We start from the raw sequence: 26,136 nt of genomic DNA on the forward strand, positions 1-26,136 counted from the left end.
TATGACCTATCTTGTTCTTAGCATTCTTTTTTCCAGCGTCATTTTTGTCGTTTTCAAGTTGTTTCAGCGTTATGGGGTAGAAACCTTGTACGCCATAATCACCAATTATGTAGTGGCCTGCGCCATCGGCTTCTATTTTTACGAGGGAAGCGTGCCGCTATCGTCAGTACCGAAAAAGCCTTGGTTTTGGGGTACTTTTATGCTGGGGGCGTTGTTCATATTGGTATTCAACTTAATGGCGGCCACTGCTCAAAAAGTAGGGGTCTCGGTAGCTTCCGTAGCAACAAAAATGTCGTTGGTCATCCCAGTAGTGTTCGGTGTTTTCGCCTATCAGGAAACACTGGGGCCGTTAAAGATATTGGGAATTGTTTTGGCATTGGGAGCGGTTTATTTTGCGTCTGTCAAAGCGAGCACTTCCATTAATGGCAATGCCCTACTACTTCCGATCTTGGTATTCATAGGCTCTGGGCTTATCGATACCAGTTTAAAATATTTACAGGAAGTATATATCGCGGAAAAGGAATACGCGCTTTTTTCAGCTTTGGTCTTTGGTTCCGCTGGCGCGATCGGCCTGCTCCTAATTTTGTTGCGGGGCATACGGACAAGTTTGAGCATCAATATTAAAAATATGGTGGGCGGTGTCGTTTTGGGCGTTCCGAATTACTTTTCCATTTATTTTTTATTAAAGGCCCTTCAAAACGATACGTTGAACAGTGCTTCGGTATTTACCATCAATAACGTGGCCATAGTAATGGTATCCACCTGTTTGGGAATCGTACTTTTTAAAGAGTCCGTAAGCCCTAAAAATTGGGGCGGTATCGTTTTGGCGGTGATCAGTATCATTTTAGTTGCATTTTTCTAATGGAGGGGACCACAAGCTTTAAAACACTGGAAGGCCCTTCACCGGAAACACTTTTTAAGGAAAAAAAGAGCAAGTTTTACGGTTACGCGTTTCCCATAAAAACAGAAGATGCGGTAAAACCCATCATACAACGCTTACAAAAAGAACATCCCCACGCCAATCACTTTTGTTTTGCCTGGAAGTTGAACCCGGATGGAAGCGCCTATCGGGCCTCTGACGATGGAGAACCGAACAATACGGCCGGCATGCCCATTTATGGCCAATTGAATTCCTTTGGCCTTACCAATGTGTTACTCGTGGTCGTTCGGATTTTTGGGGGAACAAAACTGGGTGCCGGCGGATTGATACAAGCTTACCGGGCGTCGGCAAAGATCACTTTGGAGGCGAGCAACATAAAAACGGAGTTCGTTACCGACAAAATAATAATTACCGTACCCTACGGCGAATTACAAAAGGTAATGCGCTATATCAAACAAGACCGACTAAAGATCGTTTCGCAAGATATGGGGCTTAATTGTACGCTGACCGTATCGGTAGACCGGTCGGATACCGAAAAAATAGTATCCAAATTTAAGGGAGTGCGATCCGCCGTAATCAAAGTGAAGTAACCAGTAACAGATTACAGTGGTATCATCAACCCGCCGCTTCTATTTTCTCTAGAATGTACCCCGGACATTTTATGGGGCGTTTCGTTTTCATATCCATAAAGGCAAGTTGTGTGTTGGCCGTCGCCAAAAGTGCACCCTTCTCATTATAAATTTCGTAATCAAATTCTATTTTAACCACCGGCGTTTTTAGCAACTGTGTCCTTACGGACAACAGGTCGTCATAAAGGGCGGATTTTTTAAATTGTAACTGTAGGGATATTACAGGGAGCATCACCCCACTTTCCTCCATGTCCCTGTAAGAAATACCCAGTTCGCGCAACCATGCTACCCTTCCCATCTCCAAGTACTGCGCGTAATTACCGTGGTACACCACTCCCATTTGATCGGTTTCGGAATACCGCACTCGAAAAGAAATTTCGTTAAAGTCCATACATTTCAAGCTAAAAAGTTTATATTTAAAGGAGTTCGAAACGGCCGGTGAACATGACGAAAAAAAAGCGGAAAATCAATAGCGTTTGATTTTTTTTTTAGAATTTTTGTTCACATATTTGTCCCACTTAAGAACAAGGGTTTGCTCCAACCTTTTTTTGACCTGCTTGCTAAAAAACTAACCAACAAATAATAGAACTTATAATGAGTGTTACTGCAAATTCCGTATGGAACAATTGTTTGGCTTTTATCAAAGATAACATCCAACCGCAGGCATTCAAAACGTGGTTCGAACCTATTAAACCCATTAAACTTTCTGACAACGCCTTGAGCATCCAAGTACCCAGTAAATTTTTTTATGAGTGGTTGGAAGAACATTACGTAAAACTATTAAAGGTATCGTTGACCAAGGAACTAGGGGAAACCGCAAAATTGGTCTATATCATCAAAATGGAAAATACTTACGGTAATCGAGAACCGTTTACCGAAAAAATACCCAGTGCAAATCGGGGACATATGACACCTCAAGAAATGGACGTTCCCATCAAATCTAAAAATCCAGAGCTAAAAAACCCTTTTGTCATCCCTGGTATTCGAAACATAAAAATAGAATCACAACTCAATCCCAATTATAATTTCGATAATTTTTTGGAGGGCGACTCCAACCGTTTGGCACGTTCGGCAGGTATGGCCGTTGCCAATAAACCGGGCGGCACCTCGTTCAACCCATTATTGATTTTTGGTGGCGTCGGACTTGGCAAAACCCATTTGGCACACGCCATTGGGGTCGAAATAAAGGACAAGTATCCGGAAAGGACCGTACTCTATATTTCTGCAGAAAAATTTACCCAGCAATATATTGAGTCGGTAAAGAAAAATACACGGAACGATTTTATCCATTTTTACCAACTTATCGATGTATTGATTATTGATGACGTTCAATTTTTATCCGGTAAGTCGGGGACACAAGATGTGTTTTTCCACATTTTCAACCATTTGCATCAAAACGGAAAACAGGTCATTTTAACTTCGGACAAAGCTCCGGTAGACATGCAGGATATCGAACAACGGTTGCTTTCCCGTTTCAAATGGGGGCTTTCCGCAGAGCTTCAGAATCCCGATTACGAAACTAGAATTTCGATTCTAAAGAACAAATTGTATCGGGACGGAGTAGAAATGCCCGAGGATATCGTGGAATATGTCGCCAAACATATAAAGACCAATATTCGAGAATTGGAAGGTGCCATTATTTCGTTGATTGCACAATCCTCCTTCAACAAAAAGGAAGTGACCTTGGAATTGGCGCAGCAGGTGGTCGAGAAATTTGTAAAGAACACCAAAAGAGAAGTCTCCATCGATTATATCCAAAAGGTGGTATCGGACTACTTTGAAATGGATGTGGCCACGCTACAATCGAAGACCCGAAAAAGACATATCGTACAGGCCCGTCAGTTGGCCATGTTCTTTGCTAAAAAATTCACAAAGGCCTCACTTGCCAGTATCGGCTCCCAAATTGGAAAGCGCGACCATGCAACGGTCCTACACGCCTGTAAAACAGTCGATAACCTTGCCGAAACCGATAAACAGTTTCGCAAATACATTGACGATCTTACCAAAAAATTCTCTTGACCCCTATGATTACCAAGGTGCTAATGGTATGTCTTGGAAATATCTGCCGGTCTCCTTTGGCCGAAGGGTTGTTACAGCAAAAAGTTGATCCAGAAAAAATACAGGTAGCATCGGCCGGTACGGCGGGCTACCATGTTGGGAATCCCCCGGACGAACGTAGTATTGCGGTCGCGGCCAAGTACGGGCTCGACATCAGCCAACAGCGCTCGAGAAAGCTTATTGCAAAAGACCTGGAGCGTTTCGACTACATTTACGCCATGGACCGTAGCAACTACCGCGATATATTGGCCTTGGCCGAAACCAATGTCCAAGCGGCCAAAGTTCGGCTACTTTTGGAGACCGCAGCTACATCGGAAAGCGACGTTCCCGACCCTTATTACGGCGGTGAAGACGGCTTCGAAAAGGTATACAGCATGGTAAATGAAGCTTGCGAGCGTATTGCGGAACAACTACAATCCAATTAAATGGCGCAAAACTCCTCAAAAATGGGCACGCTTTACCTTATTCCCACTACATTGGGGGATACGCCGCCATTAGAGGTTTTACCGATTTCCATCAAACGCGCTATTGAGGATATCGACCATTTTATTGTAGAAAACGAAAAAACGGCAAGAAGGTTCATAAAAAAAATCAGTCCAAGAAAATCGCAACCAAGCCTACAACTATCCCTGCTCAACAAATACACCGAGGAAAGTGCGTTGCCCGGTTTTTTGGAACCTTGTTTGAACGGACATTCCGTTGGTGTCCTTTCCGAAGCCGGGCTGCCGGCAATTGCCGATCCCGGGGCCAGCGTTGTAGCTGTCGCCCATGAAAAAAATATCAAGGTGGTTCCTTTGGTGGGGCCCTCTTCCCTACTTTTGGCGCTAATGGCTAGTGGACTGAACGGACAAAATTTTGCGTTCAACGGTTACTTGCCCATCGATAGCAAAGCGCGTAAAAGCGCCATCAAAAAATTTGAAAAGAAATCAAAGGACTTAGGTCAGAGCCAATTGTTCATTGAAACGCCCTATCGAAACGACAAACTGTTCGAAGAACTCCAAAAAACACTGTTGCCACATACCCAGTTGTGCATTGCATGCGACATTACACTGGCCACCGAGTACATTATTACCAAAACCATGGCGCAATGGAAGGGAACCGTTCTCGACCTTCATAAAAGACCCGCCATCTTTATCGTTCAAGGGTAAAAATAGCTAGCACTCGTGTTTTTCTGTTGTTTTTGACCATTCGAATAGCTAAGGTTGTCCATATGAATATGCGTAACGCGCGAGGACCCAAAGCCGTTGTGCTTTGTACGATACCTTCCCTTGTATCTTCTATACCATTTCTGGTGTTAAAATAAAAACCCCCGACAATTGCCGAGGGTTCTTCCACTTCCATATTTGGTTCCCCTGAAGAGGGAACTAATTCTTACTAAAGCATTACACTTTAGGATTTCGTTTTGGCGCTACGTAAGAAACATCATATCCTGAAAACTTACGCATATACTTCGCCATACTGGTTCCGTAATCATCCATAACATCATACCTTCCCCAAGACCTTAGGTACTTCTTTACATTTCCGGGACCTGCCAAATGGGCGGCGGCCAGCATTCCGGACTCCGTAACCTTTACTCCTTTGATCTGTTTACCAACGAACCTTTCGATATCCCTTCTTAAAATCCATTTATTTCGAGCTAAGTTGGTATAAAACGCCTTTTCCTGTAATACGGGATCGTTCAAAAACTGGGTGGCATTATAAACGCCTACCAACTGCAACGTGCCGATACCAAATTGATATTTGCCCAAATATCCCAAGGTATTGGTAGTAAAATAATTGCCTTGAGATTCTTTAAAGGCGAGCGCTTCTTTAAATCCGATATAGGAACTTCCCAAAAAGGGCGGCGCGACCATAACACCCGCGAAAACCGCCTGTTTTTTAGGATATATGGCATAGTCGGGACACTCTACGATCAAGTGCTCAGGTACCTGAACACTTTCCTTTACCAAGTTAAAGCTCATTAAAATCAAGAGCGTCAATAGCGTACAAAACGAAATTACACATCTTCTCATTTTCTTGTTTCTTTTAAACCGATATCCCGTTCTAGAGGATAAGCGGTTTCATTTTTTCAGTCAACAAAGATACGTTGAGAAGAAAGCCTGGGTTTCCAAGATTTCGTTAAAAATTGCCAAATTTAGTTTATTGGCGTAAATTATTGGACGAGCTGCTACCTTTTGATATGCTGCGAATTGATCCATCGGATATACTGTTCCTTATTTCGGTTATGCTGCGCTAAGGACTTTGCGAACTTGTGATATCCGAAATTTTCCACATTGGCCACCATATAAAAATAATCGTGTTCCTCAGGGTTCAAAACTGCTTCGACTGCCGATATATCGGGCATAGTAATGGGTCCGGGCGGTAATCCCACATACTTATAGGTGTTGTATGGGGAATCGATTTCCAAATCTTTATAGAGTACCCTTTTTATCACAAGGTCAAAATCGTTTCGGTGTTTTTTAAGTGCATAGATTACCGTTGGGTCGGCCTGAAGCACGTTATTTTGCTTTAATCTGTTCAGGTAGAGCCCGGCAACCCGTGGGCGTTCGTCAACCTTTGCTGTTTCCTTATGCACAATCGCTGCCAAGGCCACAGCTTCGTTCGGGGTCAACCCCTGTGCCTTTGCCTTGGCAATACGCTCCGCCGTCCAAAAACGATGGTATTCCTTTATCATGCGTTCCCGAAATTCCACCGCGGAAGTATTCCAAAAAAACTCATAGCTGTTCGGGATATAGGCGGCGAGACCGGTATCCGCTGTAAAACCGTTGTCCCGTAAAAACGTTTCATCCGTCATCGCCTTTACCAATGCCATGCTATCCGCTTCTATTTGTGCTGCAATGCGCCCCGCTAAATTCGGCAAACGCTCTTGATTGTTAAAAGATACCTTTACCGGGATATTTCCACTGCGTAGGGTATTGATGATGTCATTGTTGTTCATTCCCTTTTTGATGGCATATTTACCACCTTTTACCCGGGAGGCATACCCTTTTCTTTTGGCCAACTGCTTAAAGGACCCTAAATCCTGCAGTAACGGGGAAAGCGAATCGAGTACGGTTGCAAAATTTGCTTCCGAAGGAATATAAACTACTTTTTCGCCAGTTTCAAAGCGGGTATTGGGAAGAAAAACGGCGTTGTATACCTTATGGGCGAACAAACCGCCACCGACCAAACCGGCAAACACAATGATCAATAAAATTTTCTTGATGTACATTTACTCCTTTATTTTCTGAAACAATATTTCGTCCTTATACCCATCGCCCGTGTACAACCAATCGCATTTTACTCCGATCTGGACAAATCCCAACTTTTGAAACAGGTGCATGCTGGTATCATTATCGGCCCCTACATTGGCGTAAACCTGATGTAGGTCCAGGGTATGGAAGGCATACTCCAAAAGTACGGATATTGCCTCGGTACCCACTCCGGAATTTCGGTGTTCGTTTTTTAGGACCACAATACCGATACCGGCCCGTTTATGGATCGGGTCAAAATCAAAAAGATCGATCAGCCCCATTACCTGGTCCGCTGCCGAACAAATAACCAACCGAAGCTGTTTTACATCATAGATGTCCCTATGTGCATTTTCCAGATAGTACCGCAACACGTGCTTGGAATAGGGAGTGATCGTGCTACTGATTTCCCATAGTGCCGTATTGTTCTCTGTCTCATACAAAAAGTCGAGGTCTTCAGGCTCTAATGCCCGTAGGTACAATTGTTCACCTTTTAAGGGGTCCATACGATTTCTCCTTTAAAAACCATTTTGGCGGGGCCTATAAGGTAAATGTCACGGTACCCCTCTTCATCCGTATCGAAAGCAACTTCCAAATCGCCTCCCTCGGCATGCAACACAATTTTTTTGGATTTGGACAGTCCTTTTTTGTGCATGGCCAAGGCTACTGCGGTAACACCGGTGCCGCAAGAAAGCGTCTCATCCTCTACACCGCGCTCATAGGTCCGAACGGCATAGGCATCGGTTCCCTTTGGCGCAACAAAATTGATGTTACTGCCGCTTTCGCCATACAGTCCGTAGCGCAATTTGGCGCCTTCCGCTTTTACGTCCAAGGCTTTTAGGTCGTTTACCAATTGTACGTGATGGGGCGAACCGGTATCCAAAAAATAGGATTTCTCTTTTTCCTTGATCTCGGGTACATCCTGCATTTTTAAATGTACCCGATTATCGGTATCGATATGGGCGGTGTGCCATCCATCAACCGCGATAAAAAGTGCCGTTTTCTGAATAACGCCCAGGTCCCGTGCAAAAGCTACTAGGCAGCGTCCCCCATTTCCGCACATACTGCTTTGGTTTCCGTCGGCGTTGTAATAGACCATTCTAAAATCGCCATCAACCTCGGGTTCCAACAAGATGAGCCCATCGGCGCCGATACCAAATCGTCTGTCACATAAAAAAGACACCAATTCCGTATTTTCCTTTGGAAAAAAAAGCGTTCTATTATCGACCATAACAAAGTCGTTACCAGTTCCTTGATATTTGTAGAATTTCAATTGCATTTCACCGATTATAGCACAAATATAGAACTTTATTTAACGAAAATTTAGCCGTTAAAAAGTCGTTAAACACAAAATAATGAAAAGCGAAAACTGTTAAATTTACGCTGCAAAATCATTAAACCGTATTATCAATTATGAAAAAGATAGGAAGCTTATTGCTACTTTCCGTTTTTGCCGGGGCGATAACCCTAGGCGCCTACAAACTTTTTTTTGAAACGACCAATTACGCATTCGTCAACAGTTCGGGCGAAGCAACAACCTTCGATACCAGCTATACCCCCACTTCGGCAAAGGGAGCCGGGATCAATGAGGTGGATTTTACCATAGCGGCCGAAAAAACGGTGAACGCCGTTGTCCACGTAAAGAATATGGCCATCAGTTCCGGAAATCCCTCCAATATTTTTGATTTTTTCTATGGCCAGGGCGGTAGTGAACGTACGGAAATCGGAACAGGTTCGGGTGTCATCATCACCCCCGATGGACACATCGTTACCAACCACCACGTCATCGCCAATGCGAGCAAATTACAGGTTACCCTGAACAACAATAAGAGCTATGAGGCGGTAGTCGTAGGGTCCGACGAAAATACGGATATCGCACTGTTAAAAATAGAGCCGGAACAACCACTGCCCTACTTGGCATTTGGCGATTCGGATAATACCAAAATTGGCGAATGGGTGCTCGCGGTCGGAAATCCCTTCAATCTGACTTCCACGGTTACCGCCGGAATCGTTAGTGCAAAGGCCCGTAACTTGGGTAGAAACCAGTCGTTCATCCAAACCGATGCCGCGGTAAATCCCGGGAATAGCGGGGGTGCTTTGGTGAATACGAACGGAGACCTTGTAGGCATCAATACCGCTATCAGCTCCAGAACGGGATCTTATGTCGGTTATTCGTTTGCGGTACCGAGTAACATTGCCCGTAAAGTAGTCGATGATATTACCGAATTCGGAAGTGTTCGCAAAGGAATGTTGGGTATTTCCGCCATTCCCAGCGATAGCCGTTATGCCATTGAAAATGGAATCAGTGATATCGATGGGGTTTATATCGGGGGAATCGAGGAAGATTCCGCTGCCGAGGAGGCCGAACTATTGGAAGGCGACGTTATTACCATGGTCGATAATATTAAAGTGCGCAAATTCCCCGACCTTTCCGGTTACCTGACCACGAAACGACCTGGGGATAAGGTTAAGGTCATTTTAAAACGTGATGGAGAACAGATGACCAAAATGGTGACCTTGAAAGAAGTGTTGACCATACAATTACCGGTTCTTGGGCTCACCGTGAAGGATGTCTCCAAAAAAGATCAAAAGAAATTCAAGATAAAGGAAGGAGTCAAAATCGTACGTGTTCCCGAACGGTTATCGGGCTACGGTCTGGTCGGTAAAATTTTATTGGCCGTGGACGACGAGCCTATCGAGGATAAGGAAGATGCCAAAGCACTTTTTGGTGAAATTTCCCGATACGGTCGCACCAGTCTTACCACCTTGAACGAAAAGGGGGAACGTGAACGGGTCATCTTTCAGTAATCCAAAAAAACATGATAAACGCCTCTTTTTAAAGGGGCGTTTTTTATTTGTAAAAAGGGTTTACGAAAACGTTTGAAAAAACTAGTTTTGCAACACCGATAACAATCATTCCAAGATATCACCATATGACACATATCGATTCCTATGAAAAAGAGTTGGCATTCCAGGCAGATCGCCGAAAAGCCACTACGGAATTTATAAAACTCACTAGCGACCTTTGGTACGATAAGGCAATAGAAGTGGTTTTGTTCAAAAACCAGGTCATCGACAAGAATGTGAGCGATATTATAAATCTGCACGAGTACGCGGGGAAATTTGTTCAAAAGCCGATTTCTATTTTTGATTCGGTCGAAATTTTAAGGGCCATTAACGACCTGCCCTACCCTCCCTCCAAATTGGATATCGGCAAGCTCACCTATGAGTACCATTCCGATGATAATGGCAACGGGGAAGTAAAGGAATTTGTAATCGACAAATTAAAGGGCGCAAGTACTACCGAGGAAATTAAATCTAAAGATGTTGTTCTTTACGGATTTGGACGTATCGGTCGATTGGTCGCTCGTGAACTTATGGCCAAAACTGGAAGAGGTACCCAGTTAAGGCTTCGTGCCATCGTAATCCGAGGCGAAGTTTCCGAGGAGGTATTAGAGAAACGGGCCAATTTGTTGCGCGCCGATTCCATCCATGGAAAGTTTATGGGTACGGTAAACATCGACGTTCAAAAGAAAGCGCTTATCATTAATGGTACCACCGTATACTTGATAAGTGCCAAAACACCGGATGTGTTGGATTATACCGCATACGGAATAGCAGATGCACTAATTATCGATAATACTGGGGTATACCGGGACAAGCAGGCATTATCGCTGCACCTGAAATCAAAAGGAGCTTCTAAAGTATTGCTCACCGCTCCGGGAAAAGGAATACCCAATATCGTGCACGGCGTCAACCAAGCCGAGTACGCTCCTGACAAAAACGTTATTTTTTCTGCCGCATCCTGTACCACAAATGCCATTACCCCAATTTTGAAGGTTATCGACGATTCCCTTGGAATTGCCAAAGGACATATTGAAACCATTCATGCGTACACCAACGATCAAAATTTGATGGACAATATGCATGGCAAATACCGTAGGGGTCGCGCAGCGGCCCTAAATATGGTCATTACCGAAACAGGCGCCGGTAAAGCAGTGGTCCAGGCCTTGCCCGGACTCAAGGGAAAACTGACGTCCAATGCCATACGCGTGCCCGTCCCCAATGGTTCGTTGGCCGTTTTAAACTTAGAAATTAAAAACAAGACCTCCGTTGACGGCATCAACACCATCATCAAAAAATATGCTTTGGAAGGCGACCTGGTGGAACAGATACAATACTCCTTGAGCAAAGAGGTGGTTTCCTCCGATATTGTGGGCACTTCCGCACCCTCTATTTATGATAGCAAGGCGACGATCGTGGCCGATAATGGAAAGAACATCGTTTTGTATATTTGGTATGACAATGAATATGGGTATTCCCATCAAGTGATTCGGCTGGCCAAATACATCTCAAAAGTGAGAAGGTTCACCTATTATTAAGGTGCGGTAATTTTTTTTGCATTTTTAAAGTCTATAAAGCCAATGACAGCGTACATATGGTATAACAGAACAAGCGAGACTTATAGACGGGCACCTTAATGGAAATGCGTGCAAATCGCCAAATTTTTTTCTTAATTGATAATATTGGATTACTTTAGCCCCCCGAAGTCACAAATAATTAATTCTTAGCAACCGTACCAGACATGAAGGGTTTTAGAACACTCCTACTTTTAACTGCATTTTTAACTACTTTTTCCCTATTTGCGCAAGACTCGGACGAACCGGAATTGTCGTTAGACAAAGGTCCGATAAGCAGCCAATTCGATTTTATAGCCAAAAAATCGGGAAACTACAGGGCCGATGGGGTTCGATATGAAGTGGTAAAGGAGGCCAACCTGTATAAAATCAGGAAAAACGTCCTCGACACCATCAACGCGATCAATAAAAAAACGGTGGAACTAAAGGCCACCATCAATGAGAGCGAAAAAACGATTGCCGACCTTAACAATAAATTAGAGGAAACTACGGGAAACCTGACTTCGGTCACCGAAGAAAAGGATAGCATGTCCTTTTTAGGCATACAGGTATCTAAGGCAACATACAATTTTATATTGTGGACGGTTATCGGTGCGTTACTGCTTACCCTACTCTTCTTTATCTACAAATTCCGTAAAAGCAATATCCTTACCCAGGAAGCGCGTACCAATCTTTCCGAATTGGAAGTGGAGTACGAAGACCATCGCCGGAGAGCCTTGGAGCGGGAACAAAAAATCAGTAGGCAATTGCAAGACGAAATCAACAAATACAAGAAACAAAAATAACTACAAGCTCCTTAACGGAGCTTTTTTTTGACCATAAGGGTTCTTATGAGAATAGATATTATAACGGTACTTCCCGAATTATTGAAAAGCCCTTTCGAAGCCTCCATTTTAAAACGGGCCATAGACAAGGGCTTGGTGAGCGTTCATTTTCATAACCTTAGGGACCACACGGACCACAGTTATAACCAGGTGGACGACTATCAGTTCGGCGGTGGTGCCGGAATGGTACTGATGGTAGAACCGGTGGACCGCTGTATTAGTGGCTTGGTGGCGCAACGGGACTATGACGAGATTATCTATATGACCCCTGACGGTGATACCTTGAATCAAAAAATGGCAAACCGACTTTCCCTAAGCGGTAACATCATCATTTTATGCGGTCACTATAAAGGTGTGGATCAACGCATTAGGGATGCCTACATTACCAAGGAAATTTCCGTGGGGGACTATGTACTCTCCGGAGGGGAATTGGGCGCGGCCATCCTTTGCGATGCCGTAATCCGATTGATACCGGGTGTGCTGAACAACGAAACCTCTGCCCTGACGGACAGTTTTCAAGATAATCTTTTGGCTCCGCCAGTATATACCCGGCCAGCGGAATATAAGGGCATGAAAGTTCCCGAAATACTGCTGAGCGGTAATTTCCCCAAAATTGAGGCATGGCGGGAGGAAAAGGCCTTGGAGCGTACCAAAAAATTAAGGCCAGATCTACTGAACGATTCGTAAGCTCCGCTACAATATCCAAAAAAATAGGGGAAAGCATTGTAGGTTCTGAAATAAGGTTTATTTTTGCAACCGATAAAATCAACCTCTGACGAAAATCGTGAACGTTGGTTTTAAACCAATAGTAAATTAAAACAATGGAATCATTAATCAATTTTGTAGAGAGTGAGTTTGTAACCAAAAACGAGTTTCCAAACTTCTCATCAGGAGATACGATAACCGTATACTACGAAATCAAAGAGGGCGAGAAAACACGTACCCAGTTCTTTAAAGGTGTTGTTATCCAACGCCGAGGAACCGGTGCCACCGAAACCTTTACCATACGAAAAATGTCCGGTACTGTAGGCGTAGAGCGAATTTTTCCGATCAACATGCCCGCGCTACAAAAAATTGAGATCAATAAGAGAGGTAAAGTAAGAAGAGCACGTATCTTCTACTTTAGAGGTCTTACCGGTAAGAAAGCTAGAATTAAGGAAGTGCGTTCGTAAGACGTTTCTTAGCAATAATATAAAGGCTCCATTTTTTAATGGGGCCTTTTTTATGAACAATTGTTAATAACCAAAGTTGATAAACTGTTGATTACAATACTGTTAAACAGCACTCCTTCTTACATTTAATTCCTACATTTAAGGTAAACGCAGTAAGTGTAAACAACACTTTAGTGCTTTTTGTGAAACGCGAATTGTAAAATGAACTCGTTTAAACTTTTTGCGTTTAAGCGAAAATTAGTCATTTTTTGGTCGTTTGAAGGCTTTTTTGAGTTGCATAGCAGGGCTACGGAAGGAAAAAAAGGCAAAGAACGGACGAAAAAGGGCAATTTTTTAGCAAATGGAAAAAGTTTAAACGAGTTCAATACTTAAAATAGCATATGAGGATGTAGATGCGATCAATGGTCGTGGTTTTGTTTTTTGAGCAAAACAGGTGATTTACAAATCATATCAAGAAAGCCATATTAATTTATTCCATAGATTGATATGGCTTTTGCCGTGTTACCGCTACCCTTTCTTCGGCGCCCTGTTCATCAGGGATTCCGTATGGCTAAAGTTTGGGTTTTCTGCTCGTTTTTTCCTTCATTAAATGTATATTTGCTCCGCTTAAAGTAAAACTCCAATAATCAATGCCTAAGATATACTATACCCGCACCGACGAGGCACCCGCGTTGGCTACACAATCGTTCTTACCTATTGTAAAAGCGTTTATCAAAACTTCCGATATCGACGTAGAAACCAAAGACATCTCTTTGGCAGGAAGGATAATCGCCGCTTTTCCAGATTTTTTGAAAGAAGAGCAAAGGATCACTGACGACCTGGCCGAATTAGGGGATATGGCCAAAAATCCGGAAGCGAACATTATCAAACTTCCGAACATCAGTGCTTCCGTTCCTCAATTGCAGGAGGCCATCGCCGAATTGCAAAGCAAGGGCTATGCCTTGCCCGACTACCCGGCAAAAGCCGAAGACGCCGAAACCAAAGCGATAAAGGCCAGATATGACAAAATAAAGGGAAGTGCGGTAAATCCGGTATTACGCGAGGGCAACTCGGATAGAAGGGCGCCACGCGCCGTTAAGAACTATGCGAAACAGAATCCGCATTCCATGGGCAGCTGGTCCGCCGATTCGCAGACCCACGTGGCTACAATGGAACATGGTGATTTTAAAGCCAACGAAAAGTCTACCACGCTCTCCGAGGCCACTACCGTTCGAATCGAACATCATGCAAATGACGGGTCCATAACGGTTTTGAAAGACGACCTGGCCCTACTACAAGGAGAAATTATAGACGCTTCCGTTATGAGCAACAAAGCGTTGGTCGCTTTCTTGGAAGAACAGGTTGCGGACGCCAAAGAAAAAGGGGTGTTGTTTTCATTGCATATGAAGGCCACCATGATGAAAGTATCCGACCCCATCATATTCGGATATGCGCTGAAAGCCTATTTCTCCGATGTATTTACCAAACACGAAAGTACGTTTGCCGATCTGGGCGTCAATCCCAATAACGGATTGGAAAATTTATTGAACAAGCTTACCGGACTGGATGGGGCCAAAAGAGCCGAAATCGAGACCGATATTACCAACACCATAGCCAACGGGCCGGCATTGGCAATGGTCAACTCCGATAAGGGAATCACCAATCTGCATGTTCCCAGCGATGTTATCATCGATGCGTCCATGCCCGCAATGATCCGTAATTCGGGTCAAATGTGGAACAGTGAGGGAAAATCACAAGATACCAAGGCCGTTATTCCCGATAGCAGTTATGCCGGAATCTACACCGCAACCATCGATTTTTGTAAAGCAAACGGCGCATTTGACCCCGTTACCATGGGTACCGTTCCCAATGTTGGGCTTATGGCCCAAAAGGCGGAAGAATATGGTTCACACGACAAAACCTTTGAAATAAAAACGGCAGGTCAAGTAAAAGTGGTCGATACTTCCAACGCATCCGTGTTGTTGGAACATGAGGTGTCCGAAGGCGATATATGGCGTATGTGCCAAGTAAAGGACGCCCCTGTACAGGATTGGATCAAACTTGCCATCGCAAGAGCAAGAGCAACAAAGGTACCTGCGGTGTTTTGGTTGAACGAAGATCGTGCACACGACCGAGAGCTTATCAAAAAAGTAAACCAATACTTGCCCGACCATGATACCGAAGGGCTTGAACTACATATTTTAGACCCCATAAAAGCGACCAACTTCACGCTAAAAAGAATGAAGGAGGGCAACGATACCATTTCGGTATCCGGAAACGTATTACGGGACTACCTTACCGACCTCTTTCCAATTTTGGAAGTGGGGACCAGTGCAAAAATGTTATCCATTGTACCCCTGATGAACGGTGGCGGATTGTTTGAAACGGGCGCCGGAGGTTCAGCTCCTAAACACGTTGAGCAATTTTTGGAGGAAGGCCACCTTCGATGGGATTCCCTGGGCGAATTTCTAGCCTTAGGGGTTTCCTTGGAATTCTTTGGGGAGAAATACGGTAATGCCAAAGCGACTATACTCGGGGATGCTCTCGATAGCGCCACCGAAAAGTTTCTCATCAACGATAAGTCGCCTTCCAGAAAGGTAAAAGAACTCGATACCCGTGGCAGCCATTTCTATTTGGCCCTCTATTGGGCAGAGGCCTTGGCCGCCCAGGAGAAGGATGGCGCGCTCCAAAGTCTCTTTAAAGAAGTCGCCGAAGCGCTTAAAAACCAAGAAGACACTATAATTTCCGAGCTGGAAAATGCCCAAGGGAGCCCACAGGAAGTCGGCGGTTATTACAAACCGGATACCGACCTTATGGCCAAGGCCATGCGCCCGAGCGATACCTTAAATACGATTTTGGCCGGTATCTAATTAAAACAACAGCAGTATAAAGCCCATTACCTCCGTAATGGGCTTTTTTTATGCAGGGCCAATCAAAATCGTTTCGTCCGTTTTACTGGAATGCACCGAATGCAAAAGATAGTCTTGTCCGTTCTCCCAAAAAAATGTTAAGCTTTGAAATTGGCTAGCTATCGTACTTATTTTTATAAAAAATATCGGATGACCTTACCGCAAAAATGGCTGTTCTTCTTGGCCTTTAGTTTAGTGTGCTATGCTGGACACACCCAAAAATATACGATCAGCGGAACGGTTACGGAGGAATCGAGTAACGAAACCCTCATAGGCGTCACCATTGCGGTGCCCGATCTGCGTACCGGCGTTACGACCAATGAGTATGGCTTTTACTCCATCACGCTTCCCGAAGGTGCCTACAAGGTAGTGGTCAGTTATTTGGGGTTTAAGGATGTGGTACAAGACGTACAGCTCTCCGAAAATCAGAAGATCAATTTTCAAATGACCGAGGAAGCCGAACAGCTCAGCGAGGTCGTGGTTACCGAAGATGTCGAGAAAATGGATGTACGCACGCCCCAAATGAGCGTGAACGCCCTTTCCACGGAAACCATTAAAAAAATACCCGTCATTTTAGGGGAAGCCGATGTCATTAAGTCCATTTTGCTGTTGCCCGGGGTAACCAACGCCGGTGAAGGCGCTTCCGGTTTTAACGTACGTGGTGGTGCAGTGGACCAAAATTTAATCCTGCTTGATGAAGCCATTATTTTCAACTCCTCGCATCTTTTCGGCTTTTTTTCGGTTTTCAATCCCGATGCGATAAAAGATATCAAACTCTATAAGGGAGGAATTCCTTCACGGTATGGCGGCCGGGTATCCTCCGTTTTGGATATCTTTCAAAAAGAAGGAAACAGCAAGGAGTTCCACATGAACGGCGGTATCGGTGCCGTGGCGAGCAGGTTGTTGGTAGAGGGCCCTTTGATCAAGGATAAAGCGGCTTTTTTGGTCGGTGGCCGTGGTTCGTACGCGCATCTCTTTCTTCCCTTGTTCGATTCGGACAATACCGCTTACTTCTATGACCTGAACACTAAACTCAATTACAACATTAATGAGCGCAACAGCATCTACCTCTCCGGTTATTTCGGAAGGGACGTGTTTGGCATCAGCGATAGTTTTGTGAATACCTATGGGAACGCCGTCGGCAATTTTCGATGGAACCACCTGTTTTCGGATAAACTTTTTTCCAACCTTTCGTTGATCTATTCCGATTATTATTATGGGCTAAAGCTCGATTTTGTCGGTTTCGATTGGAACTCCGGCATTCGGAACTTTAATCTGAAGTACGACCTCAAACACTATCTAAACGATAAATTACAGATCAACTACGGACTCAACAACGTCTATTACGTTTTCAATCCCGGAAAAATCGAACCCAGTAACTCGGAGTCGGGAATCGTTGAATCGCAGCTGACCAAAAAATATGCGAATGAAACGGCAGCTTATATTGATGTGGAGCATGATGTTACCGAAAATTTCAGTGTGCAGTACGGTCTGCGTTTCAGCCATTTCATCCGTTTTGGACAAGACGAACTTTTCACCTACGAGAATGATGTTCCCGTAAGGTTCGACCCTTTGTTAAGGGTGTACCAAGAAGCGGAACCCACCGCAACGGTTTCTTCGGATAGATCGGAAACCCTGAGCTCCTTTTCCAATTTGGAACCTAGAGTTTCGCTATCGTATGCTTTTGGCGCGAACAGTTCCATAAAATCGAGCTATACCCGATTGGCCCAATACCTCCATTTGCTATCCAATACCAGTTCCCCTACCCCTTTGGACGTTTGGACACCGAGCGGACCGTTCATTGAACCCCAACTCCTAGACCAATATGCCCTTGGCTATTTTCAAAATGTAAAGAACGGCGACTACAGTTTGGAAACCGAAGTGTTTTACAAGGACATACAGAACAGGATCGATTACATCGATGGTGCGAACCTCATAGCAAACGATGCCATTGAACAGGTCATTTTAAACGGAGAGGCAAGAGCTTACGGCCTTGAGTTCCTGCTCCGAAAAAATGAAGGAGCCTTCCAAGGGTGGTTTGCCTATACGCTGTCCCGTTCGGAACAACGAACGCCCGGAAGGGTCGCATCGGAACCTGGAATCAATTTTGGGGAGTGGTACAGTACACCCTATGACAAGACCCATGATTTTTCCTTTTATGGAAACTATGAGTTGAACAAAAAATGGAATTTCAACGCCAACTTTGTCTATCAGACCGGGCAGCCCACCAACTATCCGGTAGGTCAGTTCGAGTTTCAGGGGTTAACGGTACCGTATTTTGGACTCCGAAACCAAGAGCGTTTACCCGACTATCATCGGGTGGATGTGGCGGCAACTTTGCGGCCGAAAAAAAATGAGGGCCGAAAATGGAAAACGGAATGGGTATTCAGTATCTATAATTTGTACAACAGAAGAAACGCCGCTTCCATAAATTTTAGAAGAAATCAGGATACCGGAAACAATGAAGCCGTTCGGACCTCTATTTTTGGTGTTGTACCCGCAGTAACCTATAACTTTAAATTTTAAGGCCATGAGAGTTTATGCCATACTTTTTTGCATTGTTTTGGCGGGCATGTCGTGCGAAGATGTAATCGATGTCGATGTTCCAAGCGAACCCCCGCGATTGTCCATTGATGCCTTGTTGCGCTTGAACGATACCACAGCCGCCTCGCAGACCGTTCAGGTAAGGGCAAGTTTAACCAGTTCTTTTTTCGGTGATGTCGTTCCCACAAGTTTGGAATCCATTGTTATGACCAACCCGGATTACGTTCCCCAAGGTCCGGAAGACTCCAATACCCTTCTTCTTAATGAAATAGCTCCCGGTCTTTATGAAGGGAACAAAGCGACCGATTTTTTTACGCAAGGAACCATAAGCCTCTCCATTTCGCATGAAGGGCAACGTTATTTGGCCACGACCGCCTTTGCCCCTGCCGCTCCCATAGACCGACTGAGCCAAGGTGACGGTAATCTGTTCAGTGAGGAGGAAACCGAAGTGGTCATCGCCTTTACCGACGATATACAAACCGATAATTTTTATGTTTTCGATTTTGATTTTAACGAGTATTTGGTCAGTGAAGACGAATTTTATCAAGGGCAGACCTTCGAATTTTCCTATTTTTATGATGATGGTGTTGCACCCGGTATGGAAATCACCGTGGAAATTTTAGGCGCCGACAGGGGGTTTTATAACTATATGAATCAACTTATTGCCCAATCGGATGGCGGTGCCCAAGGTCCGTTTCAAACCCCTTCTGCAACGGTAAGGGGCAATGTGGTCAACGTTACCAATAGCGGGACTCCGAACGCTTCCGAGGATGTGGATAATTTCGCGTTGGGCTACTTTGCCATAAGCCAAACCTTTACACAAGACCTGTTGATCGAGTAAACTTAAAAGTCGGGTGTTATACCATTTCTGGTATTATAATAAGCCTTAAGGGCATTCGGAATACGTTAATGGACTGTGGTGTCGAAATAATTTTGAATCCGTTCCGAAACCAACCGTTCGGCATGCTGCATGCTATAGGCAACGGTCATGTCCGGTGTTTTCACTTGCAGTACCTCATGCAAACCCATTTTTCTCCATTCCGTTTCCGCCAAATCGGAAACACCACAAATAGCGATTACGGGAACATTGAACTTTTTACCAAGATCGACCATTCCCTTGATCCATTTCCCGTGTAAGGTTTGCAAATCGAATTTTCCCTCACCGGTAATAATATAGTCGAACCGTTTCGATTCCAACAACTTTTCCGTTTCGGTAAGCTGAAGCATAAAGTCGGTTCCCGATATGGAAACGGCGCCTAAAAAAGTTTGCAGTCCATATGCCGTTCCACCGGCTGCACCAGCTCCCTTTACCTCCGAAAAATCCGTATGCAGACAGGCCTTCGCCACTTTGCTAAAATGGTGCAGTCCCAAATCCAACTGTTCTATTTCCGCTGTATCGGCCCCTTTCTGTGCCGCATATGTATAAGCGGCCCCGGTGGGGCCATACAATGGATTGTTCACGTCGTTTACGGCAAAAACCGCTACATTATTGGGTGTTGCAAACGCCTGGGGGACGACAATTTGTGCTATTTGCCCAAGATTGGACCCTATGGGTGCCAAAGGGGTTCCCTTGGCATCCAAAAATCGATAACCGAAACAACTTGCGATTCCCATACCGGCATCATTGGTGGCACTGCCGCCCAGGCCGACATAAATTTTTTCGGCCCCTTCGGTAAGGGCGTGTTTGATCTGCTCTCCCGTCCCTTTTGTGGTCGTTGTCAGCGCACTTTTCTCCGTGTCGGATAAAAGCTCCAACCCAGCGGAATTGGCCAACTCGATATAGGCCGTTTTATGGGCTGCATGCCACAGATAATAGGTATCGATGGTCCTACCAAGGGGATCAACGGTTTTTGTCCCTATCCTTTCCACGGTAAGTTGTTCCGCGATGGCCGTTAGAAAACCGTCCCCACCGTCGGACGCACTGATCGTATGCACCTCTAACTCCCCATGGGACGTCTTTAAGCCTCGGGCTACGGCAGAAACGACCTCCATAGCGGTCAAAGAACCCTTAAATTTATCGGGAGCCAACAAAAAGCGTATCGAACCATCCATTTGATTAATTTTATAATTATACTATGTTAACTTTGAAATGGTATTATACGGAAATATAGGGCTTAATGGTTACTTTTGAAAGTGAAGCAGAAAGCGAACATATGAGAACCGATCGAGATCAGCTATTACGGGGAATCAAATTTTTTGGATATACCGTAGCGCTGTGCTTTACCGCTCCTTTCACAATCTATCAAGCCTTTAAAAATCAAGGACACCCCTTGTACTATCCGGTATTGATCCTCGGTTTTATTTTGGCGATAGCGGCCGTTGTAATGGGGTTTCGTGCCATAAAAACGGTGGTCGACGCTTTTTTTGGTAAAAAAGGCACTGCTTCCCATAAGGAATAACGCCATTTTCCAGCTGTCAATACCGACAACTTCAATTCAAGTTCGACAAATACCCCAGCCGTTATGTAGTTATCAGGCTATTTTTTCTTTGGGGTCCTCCATTTGTCGGTGAGGGTGGCGTAGTCAAAATCCAGCACGCTTTCCTGACGTTCCAATCGTTCCGCGGCAAAGGCACGCTGTAAAATATCCTCGATCAGATAATCTTCGCGTACCGCCTCCGGATGAAACTCTTCCTTGATACTGATATTGAACATTTTTGCCGTGGTATTGTACCAAAATGCCCGCCAACCGCTACGCAGTTCCTTTACCAGATCAAAAGCGGTGGTCCCCGTTTGTCGGTGTATCAGTTTTACCAAAATCTGCCCTTCGGTACGGGTCAGTTTTTTTAGTTCTGCCGAAAACTCCTCCTCGATGTATTTTTGAATTTTTTTGGTGTATTTCTTTCGTCGTCGTTTCTTTTTGATCTTATCGATACTGTCGTTCAATTCTACCAAACGTTCCGCCGCCATTTTTGCGTAGGGATATACTTTTATGGTTTTCCGGCGTAAAATGTAATACCGTAATTTGGCTTTGTAGTTATCGAACTTCAACTTTCCGAACACATACACTTCCCCTAGATCGATAGCGCTCCTAATTATGGAATCGCCCTCTATGATGATTCTTTTCTCGGTAATCGAATCCATCGGTTGCTCTTCTACCTGCGACCATCCATAGCCAAAGCACAACAATAGCGTTATATAAACAAACTGTTTTCTCATCTTATTGGGTTAAGCAAAAGCCTTGCCAAAAGTAACGATTAATAATACGGCATATTATTAAAGCAGCGTGAATATTAGTAAGTTTGTAGTTAAAATAACATCATATGGCCGACAAGAAATTGCTTACCAAAAAATCGTTGGATTTTTTTGAAAAATACCTGAACAACGCAGCACCCACCGGATACGAATGGGAAGGTCAAAAGCTTTGGATGAAGTATTTGAAACCTTATGTAGACTCCTTTATTACCGATACCTACGGTACCGCCGTTGGAGTGATCAACCCGGATGCAAAATACAAAGTGGTCATCGAAGGACATTCCGACGAAATTTCGTGGTACGTAAACTATATTACCGATAACGGATTGTTATATGTAATCCGAAATGGCGGTAGCGACCATCAGATCGCTCCCTCTAAATGGGTAAACATCCATACCAAAAAAGGCATCGTTAAAGGGGTGTTCGGTTGGCCTGCCATACATACCCGAAAAAGCGGAAAGGAAGAGCCGCCAAAACTTGATAACATTTTTATCGACGTTGGTGCAAAAGATAAGGATGAGGTAGAAAAAATGGGCGTACATGTCGGTTGCGTTATCACCTATCCCGATGAGTTTCATGTGTTGAACAAGGATAAGTTCGTGTGTCGTGCCATCGACAACCGTGCCGGTGGTTTTATGGTCGCCGAGGTGGCCCGACTCTTGCACGAGAACAAGAAAAAATTGCCTTTCGGACTCTACATTACCAATTCCGTACAGGAAGAAATTGGCCTAAGGGGTGCCGAAATGATCACACAGACCATTAAACCGGACGTTGCCATCGTTACCGACGTATGCCATGATACCACCACGCCCATGATCGATAAAAAGGTTCAGGGCCATACGGAAATGGGCAAGGGACCGGTAATATCCTATGCGCCGGCAGTACAGAACAAGTTGCGGGAACGTATCATAGAAACGGCCGAAACGAAAAAAATTCCTTTTCAGCGTATGGCGGCTTCCCGATCGACCGGAACCGATACCGATGCCTTTGCATATAGCAATGGCGGCGTTGCATCGGCCCTTATATCGTTACCATTGCGATACATGCATACTACGGTGGAAACCGTTCACCGTAGCGATGTTGAAAACGTTATCCGGCTGATCTATGAAACGCTTTTGACCATAAAGGAAGGGGAAACATTCAGTTATTTCGAAGACTGATTTTTTTAACTAGCAATTGGAATCAAAAGGTCGCGCTACTTTCGAAAAGAAGTACGCGACTTTTTTTATCAAACGTTGAAGTCCTTAGTAAAGAAAAATGGACGAACTCTTAGATGTTTTGGACACCGATGGCACACCTACCGGGGAAACAAAGTTGAAGTCGGAGGTACACCGGTTGGGTCTTTTCCACCATACCGTACATATTTGGTGCTACACCTTAGATGGACACGTTTTATTGCAACAACGGGGCAAGGACAAAAATACCTTTCCATTGTTATGGGACGTGTCGGTTGCCGGACATATTGGGGCTGGAGAAACCGTAATTGACGGCGCCATGCGGGAAATGGAAGAAGAGATCGGTTTGACCGCCGAAGCCGAACAGTTCGAAAAAATCTTCACTTTTAAATCCCTAAAGAAGCCTACTAAAGGACTGATCGACAATGAGCTTCACCATGTTTTCCTGTTTCCGCTGGAAGTTGCCCTTTCCCAACTAAAAAAGCAAGAGAACGAAGTAGCGGCCTTACGGTTTCTTCCGGTACAACACTTTAAAAGGGAAATCTTGGAAAACAACAATGGTTATACCTATGTGCCGCATAGCGATGCCTATTACGCTACCGTTTTGTCCGCAATGAGGCAACGCATCCCCCTTTAAGTGATGCGGTATCGTTGCAAAGGACAACAGCGCCGTACATCATTGAAAACTAATCATTTATACAACCTAATAACAGCTTTAACCTAATAACAGCGCTATCAACTTGTCCAGTTCTTTAAAACCATAAGTCGTCTGTTCGCCGTTTTCCATGTTTTTGACCACAAGGTTTTGGGATGCCAGTTCGTTGGCACCAATGGTTACTACGAAAGGAACTTTACGATTGTTGGCAAATTTGAACTGTTTTTGTAGTTTGGAAGACGAGGGGTAGATATCGGCCGTAATTCCCGCCGCTCTCAGTTGGGTCAACAAACCTAGGGATGCCAGGGCCTCTTTTTCGCCAAAATTCACAAAGAGCACTTGTAGCGAGCGGTCTATTTCCTTTGGAAAAAGATCCAGTTCCTCCAGCACCAAATATATTCTATCCAAACCGAAGGATATCCCTACCCCACTAACGTCCTTTAAACCAAAAATGCCGGTAAGGTCGTCGTATCGTCCGCCGCCGCCGATAGACCCCATTTTTACTCCTTCGGGAGCGGCCACTTCAAAAATGGCCCCGGTATAGTAATTGAGTCCACGGGCAAGGGTGACGTCTATGGCCAGGCTAGCGGAATGCAATTCTAAAGCCGCTATGGCATCGATAATAAAAACCAGTTCTTCAACGCCTTTAGAACCCATTTCAGAAGCTGCCAAAAATTCCGCCAAAATCGACAATTGCTCGGTATTGGAGCCTTTTAACGAAAATAAGGGAGCCGCTTTTTCAATGGCCGTTTCGGTAATTCCTTTGGCCAGCATTTCCGCTTTAACGCCCTCTGCCCCTATTTTATCGAGCTTGTCAAGAGCGACCGTAAAATTGATCAAATTGTTTTTGGCCCCGATCACTTCCGCGATACCGGCCAAAATTTTTCGGTTGTTGAGTTTAATGGTGGTACCGGTCAATCCCAAGTCTGTAAAAACGGCATCGTACAGTTGTACGAGCTCCACTTCTTGAAGCAACGAGTTGGCGCCGACCACATCGGCATCACATTGATAAAACTCCCTAAAACGTCCTTTCTGCGGGCGATCGGCCCTCCAAACCGGTTGTATTTGATACCGTTTGAAGGGAAAGTCAATCTCATTTTGGTGCATGACCACATAGCGTGCAAAGGGTACGGTAAGGTCATAGCGAAGGGCTTTTTCGGAAATTTTTGGTGTAAGCGAACTACTTTTCTTGGAGCTATAGGTAACATCGTCGACCTTACTGATAAAATCGCCAGAATTCAAAATCTTAAAGATCAAACGATCTCCTTCATCCCCATACTTCCCCATTAAGGTTTCGGAATTTTCGAAGGACGGGGTCTCTATTGGCTGAAAACCAAAGGTCCGAAAGTGTTTTTTGACGATATCGAAAATATAGTTCCGTTTACCGACCGCCACCGGTGAGAAGTCCCGGGTACCTTTGGGAATACTTGGTTTTTGCGCCATTTGATTTTAATTGAACTGCAAAGATAGTTTTCCGTAACCGCTCCTGCAAAAGAGGGACCACCCTATTTTGACGGTAATTTCCGCAACTAAATGATATGTAAAGGGTATCGGAAGGGTTGTGATACTATTTCAAAGTTAAAATCGTATTAAACAGTGATTACCCGTTCAAACCATTGGTATAGTTCGCCTTTGGTGATGGAAGCGCCTTGCCGGATCAATTCAAACTTGTCGCGGTTGGAATCCTCCGAATAGGCTTTTGCAGCGGTCAAGTATTCCACAAAATCGGACTGCCAGTTTTTTTTGAACCAGTCAAAGCCAATTTTGGTAGTTAAGTCGATATCCGGGTTCATTACTTTTACCGATAGGAGTTTCATTTCCTTTTCCGCACAATGAAACAGGTGCATGTGCTGTTCCGAAATGTTTTCCAAATAGGCAACTTTGGTCAGAACACCTTCCCAGATCAAATCGCTAAAGACATCGAGTTCCTGTTCGGCCACTTCGGGCCGCTCCTCTTTGATCTGCGACCATTCCGATGCGGTAATCGATTGGGTCGCCAAAAAATTGATAAACTCCGGATGCAGTTCGTCCAATTGCTGCTTGGTCAAGCGGGTATACTTCATGTTGCAAAAGTAATACCATTTTAACTTTGAAATAGCACTAATAAATCGTTTCTTTTTCAGCTGTTCTTCGTTAAAAAAAATAACTGTAGCTAAGGCTATGCTTGATCCCCGGTCAAGCCGGGGACAGGCTTTTGCCTCGAACAACTAAAAAATAATTCAATTTCTATACGAGCGATTTCAAAGCTAAAATGGTATAAAACTGTTTTTTGATAGGATAATCTTTATTTTCCGAAAAAAATAGTCTGGCCCGATGGTTCGGGCACTTTGGCGCAATTAAAAAAGCCCTGGTTGTTCACCAAGGCTTTTTAGGACGCCCTACAGCGTTCTTATTAGGGCGTGTTAACACTAATTGCATCGAAAATCAGGGCGATATAGATAAAGGCCGTGAACATGACGTCGAGTTTGTC

At 44.5% G+C, this 26,136-nt stretch carries 25 protein-coding genes; 16 read left to right on the plus strand and 9 right to left on the minus strand.

The features are described from left to right. The first annotated feature begins 1 nt into the window (after position 1). Both ACRD7P_RS11880 and ACRD7P_RS11885 read left to right on the plus strand, forming a co-directional pair. A complete protein-coding gene (locus tag ACRD7P_RS11880; protein WP_430907835.1) occupies positions 2-862 on the plus strand; it encodes an EamA family transporter in 861 nt (286 codons plus the stop codon). Next, a complete protein-coding gene (locus ACRD7P_RS11885) occupies positions 862-1,470 on the plus strand; it encodes an IMPACT family protein (protein WP_430907836.1) in 609 nt (202 codons plus the stop codon). The genes ACRD7P_RS11880 and ACRD7P_RS11885 overlap by 1 nt, the downstream gene beginning before the upstream one ends. Before the next feature lie 25 nt (positions 1,471-1,495). On the opposite strand, the gene ACRD7P_RS11890 is transcribed toward ACRD7P_RS11885, so the two are convergent. After that, the gene (locus ACRD7P_RS11890; protein ID WP_430907837.1) at positions 1,496-1,900 is read right to left on the minus strand and encodes an acyl-CoA thioesterase; all 405 of its coding nucleotides are present in this window, start codon (positions 1,898-1,900) and stop codon (positions 1,496-1,498) included. 203 nt (positions 1,901-2,103) lie between these two features. Here ACRD7P_RS11890 and dnaA point away from each other — a divergent pair, with 203 nt between their 5' ends. Genes dnaA through ACRD7P_RS11905 form a run of 3 tightly spaced genes read left to right on the plus strand, consistent with a single transcriptional unit; the run spans position 2,104 to position 4,715 of the window. Next, a complete protein-coding gene (gene dnaA, locus ACRD7P_RS11895; RefSeq protein WP_430907838.1) occupies positions 2,104-3,528 on the plus strand; it encodes a chromosomal replication initiator protein DnaA in 1,425 nt (474 codons plus the stop codon). A gap of 5 nt (positions 3,529-3,533) precedes the next feature. After that, on the plus strand, positions 3,534-3,992 hold the full coding sequence (locus ACRD7P_RS11900; protein WP_430907839.1) for a low molecular weight protein-tyrosine-phosphatase: 459 nt from the start codon (positions 3,534-3,536) through the stop codon (positions 3,990-3,992). Between the two features lie 21 nt (positions 3,993-4,013). Next, on the plus strand, positions 4,014-4,715 hold the full coding sequence (locus tag ACRD7P_RS11905; RefSeq protein ID WP_430907840.1) for an SAM-dependent methyltransferase: 702 nt from the start codon (positions 4,014-4,016) through the stop codon (positions 4,713-4,715). A 234-nt stretch (positions 4,716-4,949) separates the two neighbouring features. Here ACRD7P_RS11905 and ACRD7P_RS11910 read toward each other — a convergent pair whose 3' ends face one another. From ACRD7P_RS11910 to dapF, 4 genes are all read right to left on the minus strand, one after another. Beyond that, positions 4,950-5,579: a hypothetical protein gene (locus tag ACRD7P_RS11910; protein WP_430907841.1), complete on the minus strand. Its 630-nt coding sequence runs from the start codon at positions 5,577-5,579 to the stop codon at positions 4,950-4,952. 155 nt (positions 5,580-5,734) lie between these two features. Next, entirely contained in the window at positions 5,735-6,778 is a 1,044-nt protein-coding gene (gene mltG / locus ACRD7P_RS11915; protein ID WP_430907842.1) for an endolytic transglycosylase MltG, read from the minus strand. Beyond that, positions 6,779-7,303: a GNAT family N-acetyltransferase gene (locus tag ACRD7P_RS11920; RefSeq protein ID WP_430907843.1), complete on the minus strand. Its 525-nt coding sequence runs from the start codon at positions 7,301-7,303 to the stop codon at positions 6,779-6,781. Beyond that, a complete protein-coding gene (dapF, locus tag ACRD7P_RS11925; protein ID WP_430907844.1) occupies positions 7,291-8,076 on the minus strand; it encodes a diaminopimelate epimerase in 786 nt (261 codons plus the stop codon). Before dapF ends, ACRD7P_RS11920 begins: the two co-directional genes overlap by 13 nt. A gap of 134 nt (positions 8,077-8,210) precedes the next feature. Here dapF and ACRD7P_RS11930 point away from each other — a divergent pair, with 134 nt between their 5' ends. The 8 genes from ACRD7P_RS11930 to ACRD7P_RS11965 all read left to right on the plus strand — a co-directional run bounded on the left by ACRD7P_RS11930 (position 8,211) and on the right by ACRD7P_RS11965 (position 19,484). Further along, positions 8,211-9,605 (plus strand): S1C family serine protease, encoded by a 1,395-nt coding sequence (locus ACRD7P_RS11930; protein ID WP_430907845.1) that lies wholly within the window; start codon positions 8,211-8,213, stop codon positions 9,603-9,605. Positions 9,606-9,730: 125 nt separating this feature from the next. Next, a complete protein-coding gene (locus ACRD7P_RS11935) occupies positions 9,731-11,179 on the plus strand; it encodes a glyceraldehyde-3-phosphate dehydrogenase (protein WP_430907846.1) in 1,449 nt (482 codons plus the stop codon). Positions 11,180-11,382: 203 nt separating this feature from the next. Continuing rightward, a complete protein-coding gene (locus tag ACRD7P_RS11940; protein WP_430907847.1) occupies positions 11,383-12,000 on the plus strand; it encodes a tRNA (guanine-N1)-methyltransferase in 618 nt (205 codons plus the stop codon). Between the two features lie 45 nt (positions 12,001-12,045). Beyond that, a complete protein-coding gene (gene trmD, locus ACRD7P_RS11945) occupies positions 12,046-12,726 on the plus strand; it encodes a tRNA (guanosine(37)-N1)-methyltransferase TrmD (protein WP_430907848.1) in 681 nt (226 codons plus the stop codon). Between the two features lie 134 nt (positions 12,727-12,860). Continuing rightward, entirely contained in the window at positions 12,861-13,211 is a 351-nt protein-coding gene (gene rplS, locus ACRD7P_RS11950) for a 50S ribosomal protein L19 (RefSeq protein WP_430907849.1), read from the plus strand. Positions 13,212-13,840: 629 nt separating this feature from the next. Beyond that, entirely contained in the window at positions 13,841-16,060 is a 2,220-nt protein-coding gene (locus ACRD7P_RS11955) for an NADP-dependent isocitrate dehydrogenase (protein ID WP_430907850.1), read from the plus strand. Between the two features lie 189 nt (positions 16,061-16,249). Continuing rightward, on the plus strand, positions 16,250-18,625 hold the full coding sequence (locus ACRD7P_RS11960; RefSeq protein WP_430907851.1) for a TonB-dependent receptor: 2,376 nt from the start codon (positions 16,250-16,252) through the stop codon (positions 18,623-18,625). A 4-nt stretch (positions 18,626-18,629) separates the two neighbouring features. After that, entirely contained in the window at positions 18,630-19,484 is an 855-nt protein-coding gene (locus ACRD7P_RS11965; RefSeq protein WP_430907852.1) for a DUF4249 family protein, read from the plus strand. A 65-nt stretch (positions 19,485-19,549) separates the two neighbouring features. On the opposite strand, the gene ACRD7P_RS11970 is transcribed toward ACRD7P_RS11965, so the two are convergent. Then, on the minus strand, positions 19,550-20,695 hold the full coding sequence (locus ACRD7P_RS11970; RefSeq protein ID WP_430907853.1) for a glycerate kinase: 1,146 nt from the start codon (positions 20,693-20,695) through the stop codon (positions 19,550-19,552). A 101-nt stretch (positions 20,696-20,796) separates the two neighbouring features. Between ACRD7P_RS11970 and ACRD7P_RS11975 the strand changes: the two genes are divergently transcribed. Further along, the gene (locus tag ACRD7P_RS11975) at positions 20,797-21,042 is read left to right on the plus strand and encodes a DUF6095 family protein (RefSeq protein ID WP_430907854.1); all 246 of its coding nucleotides are present in this window, start codon (positions 20,797-20,799) and stop codon (positions 21,040-21,042) included. A gap of 77 nt (positions 21,043-21,119) precedes the next feature. On the opposite strand, the gene ACRD7P_RS11980 is transcribed toward ACRD7P_RS11975, so the two are convergent. Next, positions 21,120-21,800 (minus strand): DUF4294 domain-containing protein, encoded by a 681-nt coding sequence (locus ACRD7P_RS11980; RefSeq protein WP_430907855.1) that lies wholly within the window; start codon positions 21,798-21,800, stop codon positions 21,120-21,122. A 104-nt stretch (positions 21,801-21,904) separates the two neighbouring features. Here ACRD7P_RS11980 and ACRD7P_RS11985 point away from each other — a divergent pair, with 104 nt between their 5' ends. Next, the gene (locus tag ACRD7P_RS11985) at positions 21,905-22,996 is read left to right on the plus strand and encodes a M42 family metallopeptidase (protein WP_430907856.1); all 1,092 of its coding nucleotides are present in this window, start codon (positions 21,905-21,907) and stop codon (positions 22,994-22,996) included. Positions 22,997-23,093: 97 nt separating this feature from the next. Further along, positions 23,094-23,648 (plus strand): NUDIX hydrolase, encoded by a 555-nt coding sequence (locus tag ACRD7P_RS11990; RefSeq protein WP_430907857.1) that lies wholly within the window; start codon positions 23,094-23,096, stop codon positions 23,646-23,648. Between the two features lie 78 nt (positions 23,649-23,726). Here ACRD7P_RS11990 and hisS read toward each other — a convergent pair whose 3' ends face one another. Together hisS and ACRD7P_RS12000 are read right to left on the minus strand one after the other, a co-directional pair. Beyond that, complete coding sequence (gene hisS, locus ACRD7P_RS11995; RefSeq protein WP_430907858.1) at positions 23,727-25,109, minus strand: histidine--tRNA ligase; 1,383 nt, start codon at positions 25,107-25,109, stop codon at positions 23,727-23,729. Positions 25,110-25,255: 146 nt separating this feature from the next. Next, positions 25,256-25,729 (minus strand): DUF6495 family protein, encoded by a 474-nt coding sequence (locus tag ACRD7P_RS12000; protein WP_430907859.1) that lies wholly within the window; start codon positions 25,727-25,729, stop codon positions 25,256-25,258. Between the last annotated feature and the right edge of the window lie 407 nt (positions 25,730-26,136).

The sequence above is a fragment of the Maribacter sp. 2-571 genome (genome assembly GCF_050589625.1).
Lineage (GTDB): Bacteria > Bacteroidota > Bacteroidia > Flavobacteriales > Flavobacteriaceae > Pelagihabitans.

Bases quoted from the DNA above. Each gene is read 5' to 3' on its own strand.
- ACRD7P_RS11920 (WP_430907843.1), bottom strand. From the start codon at position 7,303: ATGGACCCCTTAAAAGGTGAACAATTGTACCTACGGGCATTAGAGCCT.
- ACRD7P_RS11980 (WP_430907855.1), bottom strand. From the start codon at position 21,800: ATGAGAAAACAGTTTGTTTATATAACGCTATTGTTGTGCTTTGGCTAT.
- ACRD7P_RS11955 (WP_430907850.1), top strand. From the start codon at position 13,841: ATGCCTAAGATATACTATACCCGCACCGACGAGGCACCCGCGTTGGCT.
- ACRD7P_RS11960 (WP_430907851.1), top strand. From the start codon at position 16,250: ATGACCTTACCGCAAAAATGGCTGTTCTTCTTGGCCTTTAGTTTAGTG.
- ACRD7P_RS11900 (WP_430907839.1), top strand. From the start codon at position 3,534: ATGATTACCAAGGTGCTAATGGTATGTCTTGGAAATATCTGCCGGTCT.
- rplS (WP_430907849.1), top strand. From the start codon at position 12,861: ATGGAATCATTAATCAATTTTGTAGAGAGTGAGTTTGTAACCAAAAAC.
- ACRD7P_RS11880 (WP_430907835.1), top strand. From the start codon at position 2: ATGACCTATCTTGTTCTTAGCATTCTTTTTTCCAGCGTCATTTTTGTC.
- ACRD7P_RS11990 (WP_430907857.1), top strand. From the start codon at position 23,094: ATGGACGAACTCTTAGATGTTTTGGACACCGATGGCACACCTACCGGG.
- trmD (WP_430907848.1), top strand. From the start codon at position 12,046: ATGAGAATAGATATTATAACGGTACTTCCCGAATTATTGAAAAGCCCT.
- ACRD7P_RS11985 (WP_430907856.1), top strand. From the start codon at position 21,905: ATGGCCGACAAGAAATTGCTTACCAAAAAATCGTTGGATTTTTTTGAA.
- dapF (WP_430907844.1), bottom strand. From the start codon at position 8,076: ATGCAATTGAAATTCTACAAATATCAAGGAACTGGTAACGACTTTGTT.
- ACRD7P_RS11940 (WP_430907847.1), top strand. From the start codon at position 11,383: ATGAAGGGTTTTAGAACACTCCTACTTTTAACTGCATTTTTAACTACT.
- ACRD7P_RS11890 (WP_430907837.1), bottom strand. From the start codon at position 1,900: ATGGACTTTAACGAAATTTCTTTTCGAGTGCGGTATTCCGAAACCGAT.
- ACRD7P_RS11930 (WP_430907845.1), top strand. From the start codon at position 8,211: ATGAAAAAGATAGGAAGCTTATTGCTACTTTCCGTTTTTGCCGGGGCG.
- ACRD7P_RS12000 (WP_430907859.1), bottom strand. From the start codon at position 25,729: ATGAAGTATACCCGCTTGACCAAGCAGCAATTGGACGAACTGCATCCG.
- mltG (WP_430907842.1), bottom strand. From the start codon at position 6,778: ATGTACATCAAGAAAATTTTATTGATCATTGTGTTTGCCGGTTTGGTC.
- ACRD7P_RS11935 (WP_430907846.1), top strand. From the start codon at position 9,731: ATGACACATATCGATTCCTATGAAAAAGAGTTGGCATTCCAGGCAGAT.
- ACRD7P_RS11970 (WP_430907853.1), bottom strand. From the start codon at position 20,695: ATGGATGGTTCGATACGCTTTTTGTTGGCTCCCGATAAATTTAAGGGT.
- dnaA (WP_430907838.1), top strand. From the start codon at position 2,104: ATGAGTGTTACTGCAAATTCCGTATGGAACAATTGTTTGGCTTTTATC.
- hisS (WP_430907858.1), bottom strand. From the start codon at position 25,109: ATGGCGCAAAAACCAAGTATTCCCAAAGGTACCCGGGACTTCTCACCG.
- ACRD7P_RS11965 (WP_430907852.1), top strand. From the start codon at position 18,630: ATGAGAGTTTATGCCATACTTTTTTGCATTGTTTTGGCGGGCATGTCG.
- ACRD7P_RS11885 (WP_430907836.1), top strand. From the start codon at position 862: ATGGAGGGGACCACAAGCTTTAAAACACTGGAAGGCCCTTCACCGGAA.
- ACRD7P_RS11905 (WP_430907840.1), top strand. From the start codon at position 4,014: ATGGGCACGCTTTACCTTATTCCCACTACATTGGGGGATACGCCGCCA.
- ACRD7P_RS11975 (WP_430907854.1), top strand. From the start codon at position 20,797: ATGAGAACCGATCGAGATCAGCTATTACGGGGAATCAAATTTTTTGGA.
- ACRD7P_RS11910 (WP_430907841.1), bottom strand. From the start codon at position 5,579: ATGAGAAGATGTGTAATTTCGTTTTGTACGCTATTGACGCTCTTGATT.